This is a genomic window from Mycobacterium sp. IS-1264, assembly GCF_001954195.1.
In the GTDB taxonomy this organism is placed as follows: Bacteria; Actinomycetota; Actinomycetes; order Mycobacteriales; family Mycobacteriaceae; genus Mycobacterium.
Window position 1 is genome coordinate 102,162 of the sequence record NZ_MBES01000021.1, and the last position, 16,556, is coordinate 118,717.

17 protein-coding genes are annotated in these 16,556 nt (G+C 64.7%); 13 read left to right on the forward strand and 4 right to left on the reverse strand.

Translation table 11 applies throughout. The features are described from left to right. The first annotated feature begins 9 nt into the window (after window positions 1-9). The 9 genes from A5744_RS05320 (at window position 10) to A5744_RS05360 (ending at window position 8,686) form a co-directional block, all read left to right on the forward strand. Window positions 10-756, forward strand: coding sequence for an alpha/beta hydrolase (locus A5744_RS05320; RefSeq protein ID WP_076059030.1), 747 nt, complete (start codon window positions 10-12; stop codon window positions 754-756). A gap of 63 nt (window positions 757-819) precedes the next feature. Further along, a complete protein-coding gene (locus A5744_RS05325) occupies window positions 820-1,428 on the forward strand; it encodes a TetR family transcriptional regulator (protein ID WP_076059031.1) in 609 nt (202 codons plus the stop codon). 351 nt (window positions 1,429-1,779) lie between these two features. Beyond that, window positions 1,780-2,445, forward strand: a complete 666-nt coding sequence (locus A5744_RS05330) for a hypothetical protein (RefSeq protein ID WP_139329714.1) — start codon at window positions 1,780-1,782, stop codon at window positions 2,443-2,445. A gap of 10 nt (window positions 2,446-2,455) precedes the next feature. Continuing rightward, entirely contained in the window at window positions 2,456-2,905 is a 450-nt protein-coding gene (locus A5744_RS05335) for a hypothetical protein (RefSeq protein ID WP_076059035.1), read from the forward strand. A 64-nt stretch (window positions 2,906-2,969) separates the two neighbouring features. Further along, on the forward strand, window positions 2,970-4,316 hold the full coding sequence (locus tag A5744_RS05340) for a hypothetical protein (RefSeq protein WP_076059036.1): 1,347 nt from the start codon (window positions 2,970-2,972) through the stop codon (window positions 4,314-4,316). Then, entirely contained in the window at window positions 4,313-5,695 is a 1,383-nt protein-coding gene (locus A5744_RS05345; protein ID WP_076059038.1) for an acyl-CoA reductase, read from the forward strand. The genes A5744_RS05340 and A5744_RS05345 overlap by 4 nt, the downstream gene beginning before the upstream one ends. Before the next feature lie 10 nt (window positions 5,696-5,705). Beyond that, on the forward strand, window positions 5,706-6,359 hold the full coding sequence (locus A5744_RS05350; protein WP_076059040.1) for a nitroreductase family protein: 654 nt from the start codon (window positions 5,706-5,708) through the stop codon (window positions 6,357-6,359). Window positions 6,360-6,528: 169 nt separating this feature from the next. Then, window positions 6,529-7,527, forward strand: coding sequence for an acyl-CoA dehydrogenase family protein (locus A5744_RS05355; protein ID WP_076059153.1), 999 nt, complete (start codon window positions 6,529-6,531; stop codon window positions 7,525-7,527). After that, window positions 7,511-8,686, forward strand: a complete 1,176-nt coding sequence (locus A5744_RS05360) for an acyl-CoA dehydrogenase family protein (protein ID WP_076059041.1) — start codon at window positions 7,511-7,513, stop codon at window positions 8,684-8,686. Before A5744_RS05355 ends, A5744_RS05360 begins: the two co-directional genes overlap by 17 nt. Before the next feature lie 19 nt (window positions 8,687-8,705). Here the strand turns inward: A5744_RS05360 and A5744_RS05365 are convergent, their stop codons facing one another. Genes A5744_RS05365 through A5744_RS05380 form a run of 4 tightly spaced genes read right to left on the reverse strand, consistent with a single transcriptional unit; the run spans window position 8,706 to window position 11,512 of the window. Continuing rightward, window positions 8,706-9,149, reverse strand: coding sequence for a hypothetical protein (locus A5744_RS05365; protein ID WP_076059043.1), 444 nt, complete (start codon window positions 9,147-9,149; stop codon window positions 8,706-8,708). A 56-nt stretch (window positions 9,150-9,205) separates the two neighbouring features. Next, the gene (locus A5744_RS05370; protein ID WP_076059044.1) at window positions 9,206-10,570 is read right to left on the reverse strand and encodes a cytochrome P450; all 1,365 of its coding nucleotides are present in this window, start codon (window positions 10,568-10,570) and stop codon (window positions 9,206-9,208) included. A 12-nt stretch (window positions 10,571-10,582) separates the two neighbouring features. Further along, window positions 10,583-10,780 (reverse strand): ferredoxin, encoded by a 198-nt coding sequence (locus tag A5744_RS05375; RefSeq protein WP_076059046.1) that lies wholly within the window; start codon window positions 10,778-10,780, stop codon window positions 10,583-10,585. A 30-nt stretch (window positions 10,781-10,810) separates the two neighbouring features. Further along, window positions 10,811-11,512 (reverse strand): SDR family NAD(P)-dependent oxidoreductase, encoded by a 702-nt coding sequence (locus A5744_RS05380; protein WP_076059048.1) that lies wholly within the window; start codon window positions 11,510-11,512, stop codon window positions 10,811-10,813. 266 nt (window positions 11,513-11,778) lie between these two features. On the opposite strand from A5744_RS05380, the gene A5744_RS05385 reads away from it, so the two are divergent. The 4 genes from A5744_RS05385 to A5744_RS05400 all read left to right on the forward strand — a co-directional run bounded on the left by A5744_RS05385 (window position 11,779) and on the right by A5744_RS05400 (window position 16,552). Continuing rightward, window positions 11,779-13,281, forward strand: coding sequence for an aldehyde dehydrogenase family protein (locus A5744_RS05385; protein WP_076059049.1), 1,503 nt, complete (start codon window positions 11,779-11,781; stop codon window positions 13,279-13,281). After that, window positions 13,278-14,483 carry a CoA transferase gene (locus A5744_RS05390; protein WP_076059051.1) on the forward strand — a complete coding sequence of 402 codons (1,206 nt, stop codon included), beginning with the start codon at window positions 13,278-13,280 and terminating at the stop codon, window positions 14,481-14,483. Before A5744_RS05385 ends, A5744_RS05390 begins: the two co-directional genes overlap by 4 nt. Window positions 14,484-14,877: 394 nt before the next feature. Beyond that, complete coding sequence (locus A5744_RS05395) at window positions 14,878-15,696, forward strand: ABC transporter permease (RefSeq protein WP_076059053.1); 819 nt, start codon at window positions 14,878-14,880, stop codon at window positions 15,694-15,696. Window positions 15,697-15,706: 10 nt separating this feature from the next. Beyond that, entirely contained in the window at window positions 15,707-16,552 is an 846-nt protein-coding gene (locus tag A5744_RS05400; RefSeq protein WP_076059055.1) for an ABC transporter permease, read from the forward strand. Window positions 16,553-16,556: the final 4 nt, after the last annotated feature.

Below are 16,556 nucleotides of genomic sequence, written 5' to 3' on the forward strand. Positions count from 1 at the left end.
TCTCCCGCAATGGCGTGGCCCGGTCTTGTGCTGGTGCACGGTGGCGCGCACGCCGCCGACTGCTGGGATCTGACCGTTGCCGAATTGGCCAGGCAGGCACCCGAATTGCGGGTCCTCGCGGTTGATCTGCCCGGCCGCGCCGGCAAGCCGGCGAATTTGGCGATCGTCACCGTCAGCGACTGGGTGAACTCCGCCGTAGCCGACATCGAGGACGCCGGGTTGGGCGAGGTTGTGGTCGTTGGGCATTCGATGGCGGGGCTCACCGTCCCGGGCATCGTCGCCAAGCTCGGGGCAGCGCGGGTGCGCGAGATGGTCCTGTTGGCGGCGTTCGTCCCACCGCAGGGCAAGTCGATCGTGGACACTCTGCGCGGGCCGCTTGCTCCGGTGGCGCGCTCGGCCCGCTGGATCGAAAGAAGGTCGTTCCCAATGCCTCCCGCTCTGGCGCGTTACGCATTCTGCAATGGCATGACGCGTGAGCAGCGGAGGCTAACGCTGTCGCGACTGTGCATGGAATCGCCGAACGTGATTTTCGAGCCAGCCGATCGCAGCGACCTGCCCGCCGACGTTCCGCGGACGTGGATCATGACGCTGGATGATCGAGCGCTGTCGGTACGTCAGCAGCTGTACGCGATCAAATCGCTCGGCGGCGTCGACACCATGATTTGCCTCGACAGCTGCCACGACGTGATGTTCTCCGACCCCGCGCGCTTGGCCACCATCTTGGCGCGACGCTGCCGAGCGCACGCCGACAACTAGGACAGGGCTTTCGCTGAAATTTGTCATTGACATTTGTCAGTGATGAGTTCACGATTGCAAGCAATGACTACCGATGCGAAGCCACGCGGACGGCAAGCGCAGCGACTCGAGACGCGCCAGCGCGTCTACGACGCCGCGCTGGCCGAGTTCAAACGGGCGGGCGTAGCGGACGCCGATATCGGCGCGATCATCTCCGCGGCGGGCATCGCCCGCGGGACGTTCTACTTCCATTTCCCGACCAAAGAGCACGTGCTCGAGGAGGTCGAGCGCAACCTCGTCACGCGGCTCGCCGGCGACCTGGGCCGCTTCGTCGCGGCCGAGCCCGACCTGTGGTCGACCCTGTCGGAGGTGGTACGCCTGGTGGTGGCGGCGGAATCCCGACTGGGCACACGCCTATTCAGAGATGTTCTGGCTCTGCATTTTTCCCAGACTCGCCCGCCCGGATTCGGCAAACCGACGGACCATCCACTGGTCGCACTCGTCGCTCAAGAGATCAGGCGGGCGCAGCAGCACGGTGCGGCCCATCCGGACGCCGACCCCGAAAACAGCGCGCTCTTCTTCTTGCTGGGGTGCTACGCGCTACTCGTTACCAACCACGACTCCAAGCCCGCCCGTGGTCGTGTTCTCGACGAGTTCGTCGCCAGCACGCGACGCGGTCTCGAGGCCAGGTAACCCGACCGGGCGTCAATCCAACGATTGGAGGTTCGACCGTGTGGCAGGAATTGGTATGCCTCGCCTTCGGATGGGGCGCAGCCGCTGCGCTGGTTGGTTTTTGGTACTACGTGATGCGCGGCATCGGCACTTTCTAGGGAAAGGGTGACCACCTGTGAACGAGAGGGAACGGCAGCGAAAGCGGGCACTGATCGTCTTTCAGATCTTCATCTACGGCTATCTGTTGCTCATGTTCGGCATCCAACTGTCGATGTGGGCGACCCGGAACTGGTAGGAGGAAACGTGAATTCACCACTGGCCAACCGCCTTTCCGGCAGAAGCCAAGACACGGTCACTGCAGCCGTCCCATCGATGTCACTGGATGACCACCTGGAGCAGAGTCGCTCGGCGCAACGCCGCGCCGACAAGTGGCTGATAGCCGGGACGTTGCTGATGGGAGCCAACGTGCCGGGCATCTTCGGCCTGCCCTTGTTCCTGTACGGGTTGGCGTTGCTTCGGCGGGCGCTGAAATCGGGCCTGTCGGTGCGCCCGATCATGGTCACGTTGATCGGCTACCTGGTCATCCTGGATGCGGGCCTCAACCTGCAGGGCTGGATCCTCGATATGGTCGCCAACCACACGCTCGTCTACCGGGTCCTATATACGGGATGGGGCAACGCTTTTGACGCCGGGTACTTCTGGCACTACAACCAGCTTTGGATCGGTGGGGCCAGCGCGCCGGGGGAGAAGGGTTGGGAAGTCGCCCTCATCCTGACCGTGTTTCCAATGCGCATCGCGGCGGCCATCGCTTTCCTGCAGATGAAGCGATGGGGCCACCAGTGGCTGCTGGTGACGTGTTGGTTCGGGGTGGTGATCTGGATCGGCTACGTGATGAACATGACCGTGTATGCCGATGTTCGTTATGCCGGAGTGGTTTTCCCGGTCTTGGGCTGGTGGATCTACGACATCATGTACATCACCCCGTTCCTCGCGATTCCGTATCTGCACACCGTCAATCGCGAAATCTTTTCGGACTAAGGAGAATCCAATGATCACACCGGAGAGCGAGTCGCCGGATGTCGCCGCGACCGAGGACTTGCCCATGGGCACCACCAAAGAGTATGCGCGCCTGCACAAGTGGCTGAGGCGCGGCATCATGGTTTGTCTGGTCGGGCTCGTCATCGAGGGCGCCTTCACCCTGCCATTTTTGGCCGTCTGGTACGGCTATCCGACCCTGAGCTTCCGCGACATCTGCAGTGAGCTGATGAAGGTGCGGTACAACAACGAGTCGCTGGAATGCCAGTACCCCTACCCGTTCCCCGGCCCACCGCTCCATGGCGCGCCGGAGGGCGCAGGCATCACCACGGCGAAGGACACATGGGGAATCCAACCCGTACCGCAATACCCACGGCTCGGGTTCCGTGAGCTGGTCAGAATCCACGACCAGCGCATTGCCCGGCAGCAAGCAGAGCGCAGCGCTGCGGCCCCACATCCCTGACCCGAACGTCGGACAATAATATACAATCGTGTGTACTTAATCCCGGTTCGACGAGGAGTCACGGATGGCGTCTGCAACTGAACGGCTGGTGGAGTTGGTCGGGTCCAACGATTGCTTCGACATCCCTCCCGCCGATTTGTTGCCTCTGCAGCTGGCAGCGGCCGACGAGCGGCTGCAGAGTCAGGCCGCGAGCATTCCGCTCTTGGCCAACCGCGCGGAATCGGGCGGGGTGAAAGAAATCAAAGAGCCCGCCGACCTGGTGCCCCTGCTCTTCGCCCACACCACCTACAAGACCTACGCGGAAGGATGGCTCAACGAGCGGCGCTGGGACCGGATGGGCAAGTGGCTGGCCACGGTGTCGGCGCGTGGCGTGGAGGGCCTCGACACCGACGGGGCGCAGACGCTCGACGACTGGATCAAGCGGCTGGAGACCGTCGGCCACTATCTATCGTGTTCCAGCGGCACCACCGGGAAGCCGGCCATGCTGTCCTGCACCGAGGGCGACATCGAACTCTCGGCGCGGATCAACACCGAGGCGCTGTTGTGGGCAACCGGCCTCACCCGCGGCGAGGATCGCAAATTCCTCGGCTTGGGGCCGCAATTCGCCGCCCCCCGCGAGGACGCGATCCGGCAGGCCATGGTCGACTGCTTCTCGTCGCGATACCCGCCCTACCAGTTCGGGGACGGCGAGCCGATCACCGTCGGGTCGATGGTGGACATGATCACGTTGCGGCGCAAGCTGGCCGATGGCACCGCCCGCCCCAACGAGATCGCCGAGTTCGAACGCATCGCCGCGCAGCGGGCGAGCGATATGGATACCTCAGCGAAAAAGGCCATCGATGCGGTGATCGAGGCCCGCGACCTGCCCCTGTTGGCGACGGGTATGTTCGCCACCCTGTATCAGATCGCGGAGGGCATCCGCGCCAACGGCCACGGCGGCGACGATTTCCATCCCAACAACGCGATGATGGTCGCCGGGGGTCTCAAAGGCGCTGCGCTACCCGAGAATTACCGCGAATACGTGCTGGGGACATTCAACGTCGCCGAGGAGCGGCTGTACCACGCGTACAGCATGCGAGAGATCAACGCGACGTTCCCACTCTGCCATGCCGAGCGATACCACATCTCGCCCTGGGTGATGCTGCTGCCGTTGGACACCACCGGAGAGAAATTGCTGGATCCAGGTAACGGTGAGATCGAGGCCCGGGCAGCCTTTTTCGATGCGTCGATCGACGGCCGCTGGGGTGGAGTGATCAGCGGGGACCGGGTCAGCGTCAGCCTCGCGAGATGCCCGTGCGGTCACCAGGGCCCGACCGTGGGCCGCGACATCACCCGCTACGCCGACCTGCCGGGCGGCGACAAAATCACCTGCGCAGGCAGTATCGACGCGTACGTGCGAGGAATCGCATGACCACGTTGTCGGCGCCCCATTTCGTGCAGGGCGTCTTGGTCGAGGGTGACGCCGTCCGCCACCGATCGCGCGACCTCCGCGCCGACTTCGTCACCCCCGCAATCGATCTCGATGCCCTCGTATTGCCACGATCGAAGCTTCCGCCACTGCTGGACGTGAAGCTGGCCGAAATCATCGACTTCCTGGTAGAGACCGGGGAACGCCTGCACCTGGATCGCAACCCGCATCTTCAGGAGTGCCTCGAAATGATCGCGGCCACCAATCCCCTGCCGCGGCGCGTCGTGGAGAACCTCTACCGCCAGGCCCCCTATTTCCTGAACAGGCAACTGCTGGAAAGCATCGTCGATTCGAACTTTGCCAACCGGGAGGCGCTCGACGGCTGGGTCGAGCGCGTCGACATATACGGCAATAAGGGCGCGGTCCGGGCCTTCCCACCGCGGATGGTGCACATGCTGGCGGGTAACGCCCCATCGGGGTGTGTGTCGTCGATCGCCCAGGGTGCGTTGGTCAAGGCGGTCAACCTCTTCAAGATGCCCTCGAGTGACCCGTTCACCACGGTCGCGGTGCTCCGCACGATGGCCGAAATAGATCCGAAACATCCCGTGGTGCGGTCGATGTCGGCGGTTTACTGGCAGGGCGGGGACACCGCGATCGAGCGCACCCTGTACCGGCCGCAGTACTTCGACAACATCGTCGCCTGGGGCGGCGGCGAGGCGATCAACAACGTGATCGGGTACCTGGGACCCGGCATCCGGTTGATCTCGTTTGATCCGAAATCCTCGATCTCGATGATCGGTCGCGAGGCGTTCGACTCCGCGGACCGGATCGCCGAGGTGGCCGAGCGACTGGCCGCCGACACCACGGTGTTCAACCAGGAGGCCTGCCTGGCCAGCCGCTACGCCTTTGTGGAAGCCCGAGGGCCCCAGGTGGAATCGTTCTGCGCCAGGCTTGCGGAGCGCCTCGGCGTCGACCGTGAGTTCGCGTCCGCCGGCGGCCTGCCGCTATCGACCGAACGCCGCGAAGAACTCCAGGTGATGGAGGCGATGGGTGATCTGAAGGTCTGGGGCGGCTTCGATGGCCGCGGCCTGGTGATCCTGTCGGACAGCCCGGTCGAGTTCCAGCCCACCAACAAGACGTCGAATGTCGTGACGGTCGATTCGCTCGACGAAGCGGTGCGCTATGTCAACGTCGCCACTCAAACCATCGGCGTTTACCCGTACGAGCGGAAGGCACAGCTACGAGATCGGTTGGCCAGCGCCGGGGCTCAACGCCTGTGCCGCTTGGGAACTGCGAACGCTCACGTTCTGGGTAGTCCGCACGATGCCATGTATCCGCTGCAGCGATTCGTCCATTGGATGGGCGACGACGACATCGCATAGGTTGTCAGCCATGACGGCAGCAAGCAGCGACATCTGGGAAGTGATGTCGACCGCCAGGACGATTCGACGCTTCACCGACGAGCCGGTCGACGACGCCACGCTGGCCCGGTGCCTCGAAGCGGCACGGTGGGCTCCCTCGGGGGCCAACGCTCAAGGCTGGCGCTTCGTCGTGCTGAGATCACCCGAGCAGCGGGCCGTCGTGGCCAAGGCCGCGGCTCACGCGTTGGAAGTCATCGAGCCGGTATACGGGATGACCCGGCCAGCCGCCGACGACAACAGTCGCCGGGCTCGCACCTACCGCGCGACCTACGAATTGCACGACCGAGCGGGCGAATTCGCCTCTGTCTTGTTCGCCCAACAGCACTATCCGACGGCGTCCGAACTCCTGCTCGGCGGTTCGATCTTTCCCGCCATGCAGAACTTTCTGCTCGCGGCCCGCGCGCAAGGATTGGGGGCATGCCTCACCAGCTGGGCCTCGTACGGCGGCGAGCAACTGCTGCGGGAAGCCGTCGGCATACCCGATGACTGGATGGTTGCCGGCCACATCGTGGTGGGCTGGCCGAAGGGCAAGCACGGGCCGCTTCGCCGCCGCCCGCTCGCCGAGTTCGTGAACCTGGATCGCTGGGGTGAGTCGGCAGGAGGCTTGGTCGCCGCGGTGACCTAGGGTCGCCATGGCACCGGTACCCAACGTGCGCTCACGGCGAAATTTTGGGGCGGATTTCGCACTACGTGCACGTTCGGCGCAGCACGTCATACGCCATTTTCGAGATTACTACTTTCGCAAGAGAGAATGGTATTCTCGCGATTGCGGTTGACGACAGGAGGCGGCCCGGATGCTCTTGGAACTCGATGCCGATCAGCGGCTGTGGCAAAGCACGGTGCGCGATGTCGTCGCCAAGCAGTGCCCGCCGTCGCTGGTGCGCAGCGTCGCCGAGGACGGCGTGGATCCGAGCCCGCTGTGGAAGTCGTATGTCGACCAGGGCTGGACGGAGCTGAATGATCCGGCCGGCACGGTGGAGCTGGCGATCGTGCTCGAAGAGTTGGGCCGTGCGACCGATCCCACCCCGTTCCTGGCGACGATGAGCCAGTTCGCGCCGCTGGCCGCGGACCGGTTCGACCCGCACGAGTCGGGGACCGCCGTGCACAACGGGGTGTCGGCGCATCGGAACTCCGACGGCTGGGTGTTGGACGGCACGGCACGACACGTCCTCGATGGCGATCGCGTCGATCGGCTGGCGGTGGTCACCGACGCCGGGGTGTTCCTGGTGGCGGGTAATCAGGTATCCGTCCGGCGCTCTTCGGTTTTCGACCCGGTGCTGCACGTGGCCGACTTGTCCTTCGCCGGGATCCGGGTGTCCGAAGACGACCGGTTGACCGTTGACTCCGAGCGTGCCCACCATGTTGCGTTGGCGGGCATGGCAATTCACATCGTCGGCGCCTGTCAGCGCATCCTGGATCTGGTCCTCGAGCACGTCCGCAGCCGGCAGCAATTCGGCGTGCCGATCGGTTCGTTCCAGGCCGTCCAGCACAAGTGCGCCGACATGCATGTCGCCGTGGAACGCGCCCGCGCGCTCGCTTACTTTGCCGCACTGACGATCTCGGCCGACGATCCCCGGCGCCGGCTGGCCGCCGCCATGGCCAAAGCGTCGGCGGGGGAGTGCCAGTCGCTGGTATTTCGGCACGGCCTACAACTGCACGGCGCAATGGGATTCACCTGGGAGAACGACTTGCAGTTTGCGCTCAAGCGGGCCAAAGCGGGCGAGCTCATGCTCGGCGGCGCGGCGGAACATCGGGCGCGGATCGCAGAGGAATATCGTGCAGCTGACTTTTGATCCCGACGTCGAAGCGTTTCGGGCGGAGTTCGCGGCTTTCCTCGACGAGAACCTCCCTCCCACAAGCGAAACCATGGAGCGTCCCCGTTCGGTTTCGCATATGCCGCAGTGGGCGCGTCGCTGGCAGCGGCTGCTGTTCGACAACGGCTGGCTGCTGCCCGGTCAGCCCCCCGAATTCGGCGGGCGCAACGCGACGGTCATTCAGCAATTCGTCCACCTCGAGGAACTGTGCAGGCGGCGGATCTACCACAGCTTCAACCCGCAGGGCGTGAATATCATTGCGGCATCGCTGTTGACGTTCGGCAGCGACGAACAAAAGCGGCGATGGGCGGTGCCGATCCTGCGCGCCGAGATCACCGCCTCGCTCGGCATGAGCGAGCCCAGCGCCGGCTCCGATCTGGCGTCGCTACGAACCCGCGCGGTACTTGACGGCGATCACTTCGTAGTCAACGGCCAGAAGGTGTGGACCTCCGGTGCCCACGACGCCGACGTGCTGTTGACTTTTGTGCGAACCAATCCGGACGCGCCAAAACACAAGGGCATCAGCGCACTACTGATCCCGACCGACACCCCGGGCCTGGTGCGGCGGCCATTCCCGTCGATCTGCGCGGCCGACGACCTGGATTTCAACGAGGTGTTCTTCACCGACGTGCGGGTGCCGGCCGAAAACCTGGTCGGCGAGCTGGATCAGGGTTGGCGGGTTGCCAACGGATCGCTGGGGCACGAACGCACCATGATGTGGTTGGGTTTCGCAGACCGTATGGACAATGCGATCGCCGATTTCCATCCCAGCACCGAGGTCGAACGCGACCAGTACGCGACCACGATCATGGACAAGCAGGCGCTACGCCTGTTGGGTTCCGTGGCCTTGGCCCGCGCTTCGCGGGGCGAAGACGACGTTGCCGCGATCTCGGTGCTCAAGCTGCTTGGGTCCGAGGCCGAGTTGCGCGGGATGGAGCTTGCCCTGCACAGCGCCGGATCCGACGGGCTCATCCACCCCGGCCAGACCGGCCCGTACGCGCCGATGAATCTCGACCACTATTTCGCCAGCTGGTTCGAGCGTTATGCCCGAAGCTTTTCCGGCACGATCGCGGGTGGCACTTCCGAGATCCAGCGGAACATCATTGCCCAACGCGTGCTCGGTCTGCCGCGCGGCTAACCACGGCGGTCAGATGCGGCTACCACCGCACGAGCGAGAAGGGATACGTGTCTGTGCCCCCGGGTCCGCCGCCGCATCCCGTGTCATAGGTGGAGACCACCTGACCGGCCAGCGAGGCCGCATCCCACGTATAGACATCGTGGGACGGGAAGAACTGGACCACGCAGCGCACGCCATCGGGCACGTCGACGGTCATGGTGTATTGGCCGTTGGACAGGTGAGCGTCTGCCTTCCACGGCGCCGCTTGCCCGTTGGGCTGGGGTACGGCTTGCATCGACACGCATCCCGGTGAGCGATCTCTGCACGGTCGAATCGCCCAAATCCAGACGTGGCCAGGATCGCGGTTGGTGAGCACCCGGTAGTTGCCGACCAGCATGTCTGCGTGGGCGGTGGGCGCAAGAGTGAGCCCGGCCGTGGCAAGCGCAATGGCTACTGCAAACCTCTTCACGGATGCGTCTCCCATCTCTGCGCACACGCTGGGCACTGAATATAACGCCAGGACACGCTGCCCTGGAAGGCTCAGTCGATTACCGCGGCTTCCTTCCGTTCGGTTACCGGCCTAGCGAGCTCTTGCTCGTCACAGATGCGTTGCAGCTTGTCGAGGGTCTCGTCGAGCCCGGCGCCGACCCTGGGGCCGGGTGTGAAGCTGGCCGGCAGCTTGCGCATGCCCTGGATTACCCCGATGGTCTCGTAGTGGACGGCGCCGTCGGGGTCGCAGCGGTAGTCGGGCATGCGGTCCAGGACGGCGGTCAACATGGATTTGAAGACGGTCCGCGCCACGTTGGATCCGATGCAGCGGTGCACGCCGATGCCGAAGCTGAAGTGCCGGTTGCCTTTGCGGTCGAGGATGATCTTGTCCGGTTCGGCGAATACCGACGGGTCGCGGTTGGCCATCGCCCACGAAATCCACAGCCGCTCACCTTCTTTGAAGCGATTGCCGTCGAGCTCGACGTCGTCGGAGAAGGTCCGGCCGTCACCGGGTGCCGGGGTGAAGTAGCGCAAGAACTCCTCGGTCGCGGGGTCGAGCAGGGTATCGCGGTTGTGCCGCAGCCGTTCCCGCTCGTCCGGGTTTTCGGACAGCCATTCAAGCGAGTGCGCGGTGAGGGCCGTCGTGGTGTCGAAGCCGCCGCCGATGACCAGTCCGAGGTTGCCCAGGATTTCCAGATCGGGAGCGGGCTCGCCGTCGATCCGCATCTCGACGAGGGCATTGACGAGGCCGGGCCGCGGGTTGTCGCGGATCTCGATCATGCTGTTGACCAGGTCAAGCCCCATCTGCCGGTGCATCTCGGTGACACGCTGGATATCCGGGGAGTGTTCGGGTGTGTACACCGCGGCGTGAACGGGCTCGCTGTACATCTTCCATCGCTTCAGCGGAATGCCCAGCATCGCCAGCGTCAGCACGGCGGGCACGATGTTGGCCAGGTCGTCGACGAAGTCGATGCGGCCTTGTTCGATCTTCTCGTCGAGGCAGGCCCGCGTCACGTCGTCGACGAAGGGCGCCCAGCGCTTGACCGCGGCCGGCGACAGGTAGGGGTTGAGGACGGTGCGGTAGGTGCGATGCTCTGGGTCGTCCATCTCCAGGATGCCGCCGCGCACCCCGTTGATGCGGCTGGCCGTCGGGATCGAAATGCCTTTGTAGCCACGGCGTTCGCCGTTGACGTCGTGGTCGTTCGACACCGCGGGGCAGCGGGCGAGCTCGAAAACCTCGTGGCTGCCCGCGGCGACCCAATGCCCGCCGTAGGTGTCGCTCCACGCCATCGGGCACTTGGCGTGCATCTCCTCGGTGATCGTCTTGAACCGTGAGCGGTACTCCGCGGAATGCCGATCGAAGTGATAGCTCTTTTTCTTGCGATCGCTGTCGCTGACGACGTCGTCGACACTCAAGCGCTGTCTCCCTTATTCATCCGTGACGATGATGGCCTGCTCGGGACAGGATTGCGCGGCTTCGCGGACCCGGCCCTGATGTTCGGCCGGCACGATTTCGTCGATCGCCGACGAACTTCCGTCGATGTCGCTGAGCTCGAACGAATCCGGGGCAATCATCGAGCACAGGGTGTGGCCCTGGCATCGTTCGGAATCAACCCAGACCTTCACGGTGTCTCCTCCACGGATCGGGTGGTGCGGTCAGGTGTTTCGGCCGCCGTTGACGCCCAATATCTGGCCGGTGATGTAGCCGGCTTCCTCGGATACCAGGAAGGCGCACGCCGCCGCGATGTCTTCCGGCTTGCCCATCCGGCGCACGGGGGTGCGGGCGATGGTCTCCTCGATGTTGCCCAGGTACCCGTGCTTTTCGGCGCTGCGCAGCATCGGGGTGTCGATGAAACCGGGCGGCACGGCGTTGACCGTGATGCCGCTGGGCCCGTACTCGAGTGCTAGCGACTTGGTGAGCCCGTTGACCGCGGATTTGGCCGCCACGTAGTGACTCATGTAGGGCGCGCCCGAATGCGTACTCGACGACGAGATGTTGACGATCCGCCCCCACCCGGCCTCCACCATGTCCGGCAGCACCGCCTGAATGGTGTGGAAAACCCCGTTGAGGTTGACGTCGATCACGCGGCGCCAGTCTTCGAACGTGATGTTGTTGAACCGCTTGAACCCATCTAGGCCCGCGGCGTTGACCAGAACCGTCACCGGCCCAAGCCGGGCGCGGATCGCCGACAGCGCGGCGTCCACCTGGCCGCGGTCCGTCACGTCGGCGGTGAAGGAGAGATCGGTGTCGGACGGCCTGAGGTCGATGGTCGCGACGTCGAGACCGTCGGCGCGGAGCCGATGCGCGACGGCCAGGCCAATGCCGGATCCACCACCGGTGACCACCGCGGTCTTCATGCCGACGCCGTCACTGCGGCCTGCGCCGTCTCATCCACAAAGAATCTCCCTTACGATTATGAGAACCTTACTCTCGCGCGAGAGCGGGGTGCAAGACGTCGCGGAAACCCCCGTCGGCCTGCGCCGAAGCTCGACGCCTGTCGAATTGCGCCGCTGGTCAGCAGGTGCACCTGAATCCTGAGACTTTCTTGAATTCTCGAGACTCGAATGTAAGATTCGCCCGGGAAGAGAATGAAATTTTCGCGACCGTAACCACAGGGAGCCGAATGCCAGCGCAGGACACGGTGTCGACCAGTGCGGACGTCGCGCCCGAGTCACAGGCCGACCGGCGGCTGTTGATCGACGGCCGGCTCGTCGCTGCGGACAAGACATTCCCGTCGATCAATCCCGCGACCGGTGAGGTCCTCGGGAATGCGCCGGACGCCGGCATAGGGGAGGCCGAAGCGGCGATCGCGGCGGCCCGCAGGGCGTTCGACACCACGAGCTGGTCGACCGACGTCGAGCTGCGCATCCGCTGCCTCGACCAGCTGCATCAGGCACTGACCGACCACGCCGACGAGTTGCGCGAGCTGACCATTGCCGAGGTCGGCGCCACCCGCGCACTGACTCACGGCGCTCAGCTCGACGAGCCGATCGGCATCGTGCGCTTCTATGCGGACTTGCTGCGCAACTATCAGTTCTCCGAAGACCTCGGCGAGAAGGAATCGCGGGGCATGCTGCATCACCGCTGGGTGGAGAAGGAAGCCGCGGGAGTCGTCGCCGCCATCATCGCCTACAACTATCCGAACCAGCTCGCGCTGGCCAAGCTGGCGCCGGCGCTTGCCGCCGGATGCACGGTGGTACTCAAGGGCGCGCCGGACACCCCGCTGGTGACCCTGGCGCTGGGTGAATTGATCGTCAATCACACCGACATCCCGGCCGGTGTGGTGAACGTGCTCAGCTCGTCGGATCCCGCTGTCGGACCCGCGCTGACCACCAGCCCGGACGTCGACGTAGTGACCTTCACCGGGTCGACCGCAGTTGGCCGCAAGATCATGGCCGCCGCGAGCGAGACCGTCAAACGCGTCTTTTTGGAGTTGGGTGGCAAGTCGGCGGTGATCATGCTCGACGACGCCGACTTCGCCAGCGCCAGCATGTTCGCGGCGTTCAGCATGGTCACTCACGCCGGGCAGGGCTGCGCGCTCACGTCCCGGCTGCTAGTCCCCAAGTCGCACCATGACGAGATCGTCGACCTGATCGCGGCCAACTTCGCCAAGGTGCGCCACGGTGACCCGGCCCATCCGAAGACGTTGATGGGACCGCTGATCAACGAGCGCCAGCGCGACAAGGTCGACGGCATGGTCCAGCGCGCCGTCGCCGCAGGGGCGACCCTGGTCACCGGCGGCAAGCGGCTGGATCCCGGCTATTTCTACGCGCCCACGTTGCTCACCAACGTCGACCCCGACAGCGAGATCGCTCAGGACGAGGTCTTCGGGCCGGTGCTCGTCGTCATCGCATTCGATGACGACGACGACGCGGTGCGCATCGCGAACAACTCGATCTACGGTCTGGCCGGCGCCGTCTTCAGTCGCGACCAAGACCGGGCACTCGCGGTGGCACGCCGCATCCGCGCCGGATCGTTTTCCGTCAACGGGGGCAACTACTTCGGTGCGGACAGCCCGTTCGGGGGGTTCAAGCAGTCCGGCGTCGGGCGCGAGATGGGTGTCGCCGGGCTCGAAGAGTTCTTGGAGCGCAAGACTTTTGCCGTTCCCTCGGGGGCTTCCGCATGAGGCCGCTGGAGGGCATCCGTGTCCTGGAAGTCGCCATGTACGGGTTCGTTCCATCGGCGGGCGCCGTGCTGGCGGAGTGGGGCGCCGAGGTGATCAAGGTCGAGCACGCCGTCACCGGCGATCCGCAGCGTGGGCTTCGGCAGACCGGCATGTTGCGCGTGGAGGGCGACCCGAATCCCAACATCGAGCACGCCAATCGTGGGAAGCGCAGCATCGGGTTGGATATGTCGGTGCCCGAGGGCAAGGAAGTGCTGTACGAACTGGCGCGCCGATCCGATGTCTTCCTGACCAGTTTCCTGCCCGGCGCACGGCAGAAGTTCGGCATCGACGTCGACGACATCCGGGCGGTGAACCCGGCGATCATCTACGCGCGGGGCAGCGCGCTCGGCCCGCGCGGCGGGGAGGCGACCAAGGGCGGCTACGACATGACCGCCTTTTGGTGTCGCGCCGGAACCGCCGCCACGATCACGCCCGCGGGGATGCCCGGCATGATCGCGCCGCCCGGCCCGGCCTACGGCGACACCATCTCCGGCACCAACCTCGCCGGTGGCATTGCCGCGGCGCTGCTCAAGCGCGAGCGCACCGGGGAGCCATCCGTCGTCGACGTCTCCCTGCTGGGCAGCGGCCTGTGGTCGATGGGCCACACGGTGGCGTTGACAAAGCACCTCGGCCAGCGACTGGAGGCGCCACCGCCGGGCGTGCACGGTGCGCCCAATAATCCATTAGTCGGGCTGTACGCGACGTCCGACGGCCGCTACATATCCTTCGTGATGATGCAACCGACCAAGTTCTGGGGCGACGTCTGCCGGCATATCGAGAGGCCCGAACTGGCCGACGATCCGCGCTTCGCCACCGTCGAGAAAATCGCCGCTAATACGCCAGATGCGGTCGAGATCTTGACCAAGGTCATCGCCACCCGCACGCTTGCCGAGTGGAGCGAACGCTTTGCCACACTCGCGGGACCGTGGGCGCCGGTGCAGGACACCCTGCAGGCCGCCGAGGACGCGCAGATCCGCGCGAACGAGTATCTAGTGCGCGCAGGCGAACTCGAACTCGTCGCCAATCCGGTTCAGTTCGATGTCGCTCCGCCGCAGACGGGGCCGGCGCCCGGATTCGCCGAGCAGACCGACGAGATCTTGATGGAAACCGGGCTCGACTGGGACCGCATCATCGAACTCAAGACGGCCGGCGCCGTCACCTAACACCGGAGCTGACTGGAATGCATGAGCCGAACGTCGTTTTTGTTGAGGCGCAGCCACGTTACGCGCGGGCCGTGCCTAAAGCCTGCCCGATAACGGTTATGCATTTTCCATTCCGCCTGGACGCGGCATGAGGCATAATCGCCGGACGCTACAAGACGAGTGGCCGTGGCCGGGCGGTTCCGTTTTGGAGCGCCAACTCACGCGACAGAACGGAGGAGTGGCGTGAGGATGGTAGCGGCCGTCGCGCAGGAGCAAAATGCCGGAATGTGGCTGCCCGCTGAGCATTTCGTCTCCGCTGGGCCCCCTCCGAAATCCTTGGTTCAGCCGAACTTACCGGAGGCGGCGCGCAAGAACAAGACTATCGGTCTCGTAATTCTGAAAGGAACTGAGCCCGATGGCAGATAGGAGCGACGACCGCTGGTCACCGGGGCTTCCCCAGCTGAGGCTGACAAGGAACCTTTCTGGGCCGATGCAGTCGGTCGGTGGTCTTTTCGCGATGTCTGCGGAAGCGATCAAGTTTGCCTTCCGGCGACCGTTCCAGGCACGCGAGTTCTTGGAACAGTCTTGGTTCGTCGCGCGGGTCGCGCTGATGCCGACGTTGTTGGTCGCCATTCCGTTTACCGTCCTGGTCAGCTTCACCCTCAACATCCTGTTGCGTGAACTTGGCGCCGCGGACCTGTCCGGTGCGGGCGCCGCTTTCGGCGCTGTCACCCAGGTCGGCCCGTTGGTGACCGTGTTGATCGTCGCCGGCGCCGGCTCCACGGCCATGTGCGCGGACCTCGGTTCGCGAACCATCCGCGAGGAGATCGACGCGATGGAGGTCTTGGGCATCAATCCCGTTCAGCGCCTGGTGACTCCGCGCATGCTGGCCTCGGGGTTGGTCGCCCTGTTGCTGAACAGCCTGGTCGTCATCATCGGTATTGTCGGCGGCTACGTCTTCTCGGTATTTGTCCAAGACGTCAATCCCGGCGCTTTCGCCGCGGGCATCACCTTGCTCACCGGGGTGCCCGAGGTGATCATTTCCTGTGTCAAGGCAGCGCTTTTCGGCCTCATCGCCGGGTTGGTCGCCTGCTACCGCGGCCTGATCATCTCCGGCGGGGGCGCCAAGGCGGTCGGCAACGCGGTGAACGAAACCGTGGTGTATGCCTTCATGTCCCTGTTCGTCGTCAACGTGGTCGTCACCGCGATCGGCATCAAGATGACGGCGAAGTAGGGGGCTGCCGGTGGCGCTGAGGGCTGCATATCCGCGATTAACCCGCCAACTCGAGAGGCCGGTCGCCTCGTTGGGGCGGGTCGGCGACCACACCCAGTTCTACGGCAAGGCGCTGGGCGGGATGCCGTTTGCCGCTGTGCACTACCGGCGCGAAGTGATCCGCCTGATCGCCGAGATCAGCATGGGCGCAGGCACTTTGGCGATGATCGGCGGAACCGTCGTGATTGTCGGCTTTTTGACGCTGGCCGCCGGTGGCACGCTGGCCGTTCAGGGTTTCAGCTCGCTGGGCAACATCGGCATCGAGGCGCTGACCGGTTTTTTGGCCGCCTTCATCAATGTGCGCATCGCGGCTCCTGTCGTCGCGGGGATCGGCCTGGCCGCAACGTTTGGTGCCGGGGTCACCGCTCAGCTGGGTGCGATGCGGATCAACGAAGAGATCGATGCACTGGAAGCCATGGCCATTCGCCCGATTTCGTATTTGGTGAGCACTCGGATCCTGGCCGGCATGATCGCGATCACGCCGCTGTACTGCATCGCCGTTATCCTGTCGTTCCTAGCCAGCCAGTTCACCACCACGTACTTGTTCGGCCAGTCGGAGGGCTTGTACCAGCACTACTTCTCGACCTTCTTGAACCCGATCGACCTGTTGTGGTCGTTCCTACAGGCCGCGCTGATGGCGATCACGATCTTGCTGATACATACGTACTACGGCTATTTCGCCGCCGGTGGACCTGCCGGCGTCGGCCAAGCGACCGGTAACGCGGTGCGCACCTCGCTCATCGTCGTGGTGTCGGTAACGCTGCTGGTCTCGCTGTCTATTTACGGTAGCAACGGCAACTTCAACCTGTCCGGGTAGCGAA

Coding starts and splice junctions, on each gene's coding strand:
- A5744_RS05320 (WP_076059030.1), top strand. CDS start 10: ATGGCGTGGCCCGGTCTTGTGCTGGTGCACGGTGGCGCGCACGCCGCC.
- A5744_RS05325 (WP_076059031.1), top strand. CDS start 820: ATGACTACCGATGCGAAGCCACGCGGACGGCAAGCGCAGCGACTCGAG.
- A5744_RS05330 (WP_139329714.1), top strand. CDS start 1,780: ATGTCACTGGATGACCACCTGGAGCAGAGTCGCTCGGCGCAACGCCGC.
- A5744_RS05335 (WP_076059035.1), top strand. CDS start 2,456: ATGATCACACCGGAGAGCGAGTCGCCGGATGTCGCCGCGACCGAGGAC.
- A5744_RS05340 (WP_076059036.1), top strand. CDS start 2,970: ATGGCGTCTGCAACTGAACGGCTGGTGGAGTTGGTCGGGTCCAACGAT.
- A5744_RS05345 (WP_076059038.1), top strand. CDS start 4,313: ATGACCACGTTGTCGGCGCCCCATTTCGTGCAGGGCGTCTTGGTCGAG.
- A5744_RS05350 (WP_076059040.1), top strand. CDS start 5,706: ATGACGGCAGCAAGCAGCGACATCTGGGAAGTGATGTCGACCGCCAGG.
- A5744_RS05355 (WP_076059153.1), top strand. CDS start 6,529: ATGCTCTTGGAACTCGATGCCGATCAGCGGCTGTGGCAAAGCACGGTG.
- A5744_RS05365 (WP_076059043.1), bottom strand. CDS start 9,149: ATGGGAGACGCATCCGTGAAGAGGTTTGCAGTAGCCATTGCGCTTGCC.
- A5744_RS05380 (WP_076059048.1), bottom strand. CDS start 11,512: ATGAAGACCGCGGTGGTCACCGGTGGTGGATCCGGCATTGGCCTGGCC.
- A5744_RS05385 (WP_076059049.1), top strand. CDS start 11,779: ATGCCAGCGCAGGACACGGTGTCGACCAGTGCGGACGTCGCGCCCGAG.
- A5744_RS05390 (WP_076059051.1), top strand. CDS start 13,278: ATGAGGCCGCTGGAGGGCATCCGTGTCCTGGAAGTCGCCATGTACGGG.
- A5744_RS05395 (WP_076059053.1), top strand. CDS start 14,878: ATGGCAGATAGGAGCGACGACCGCTGGTCACCGGGGCTTCCCCAGCTG.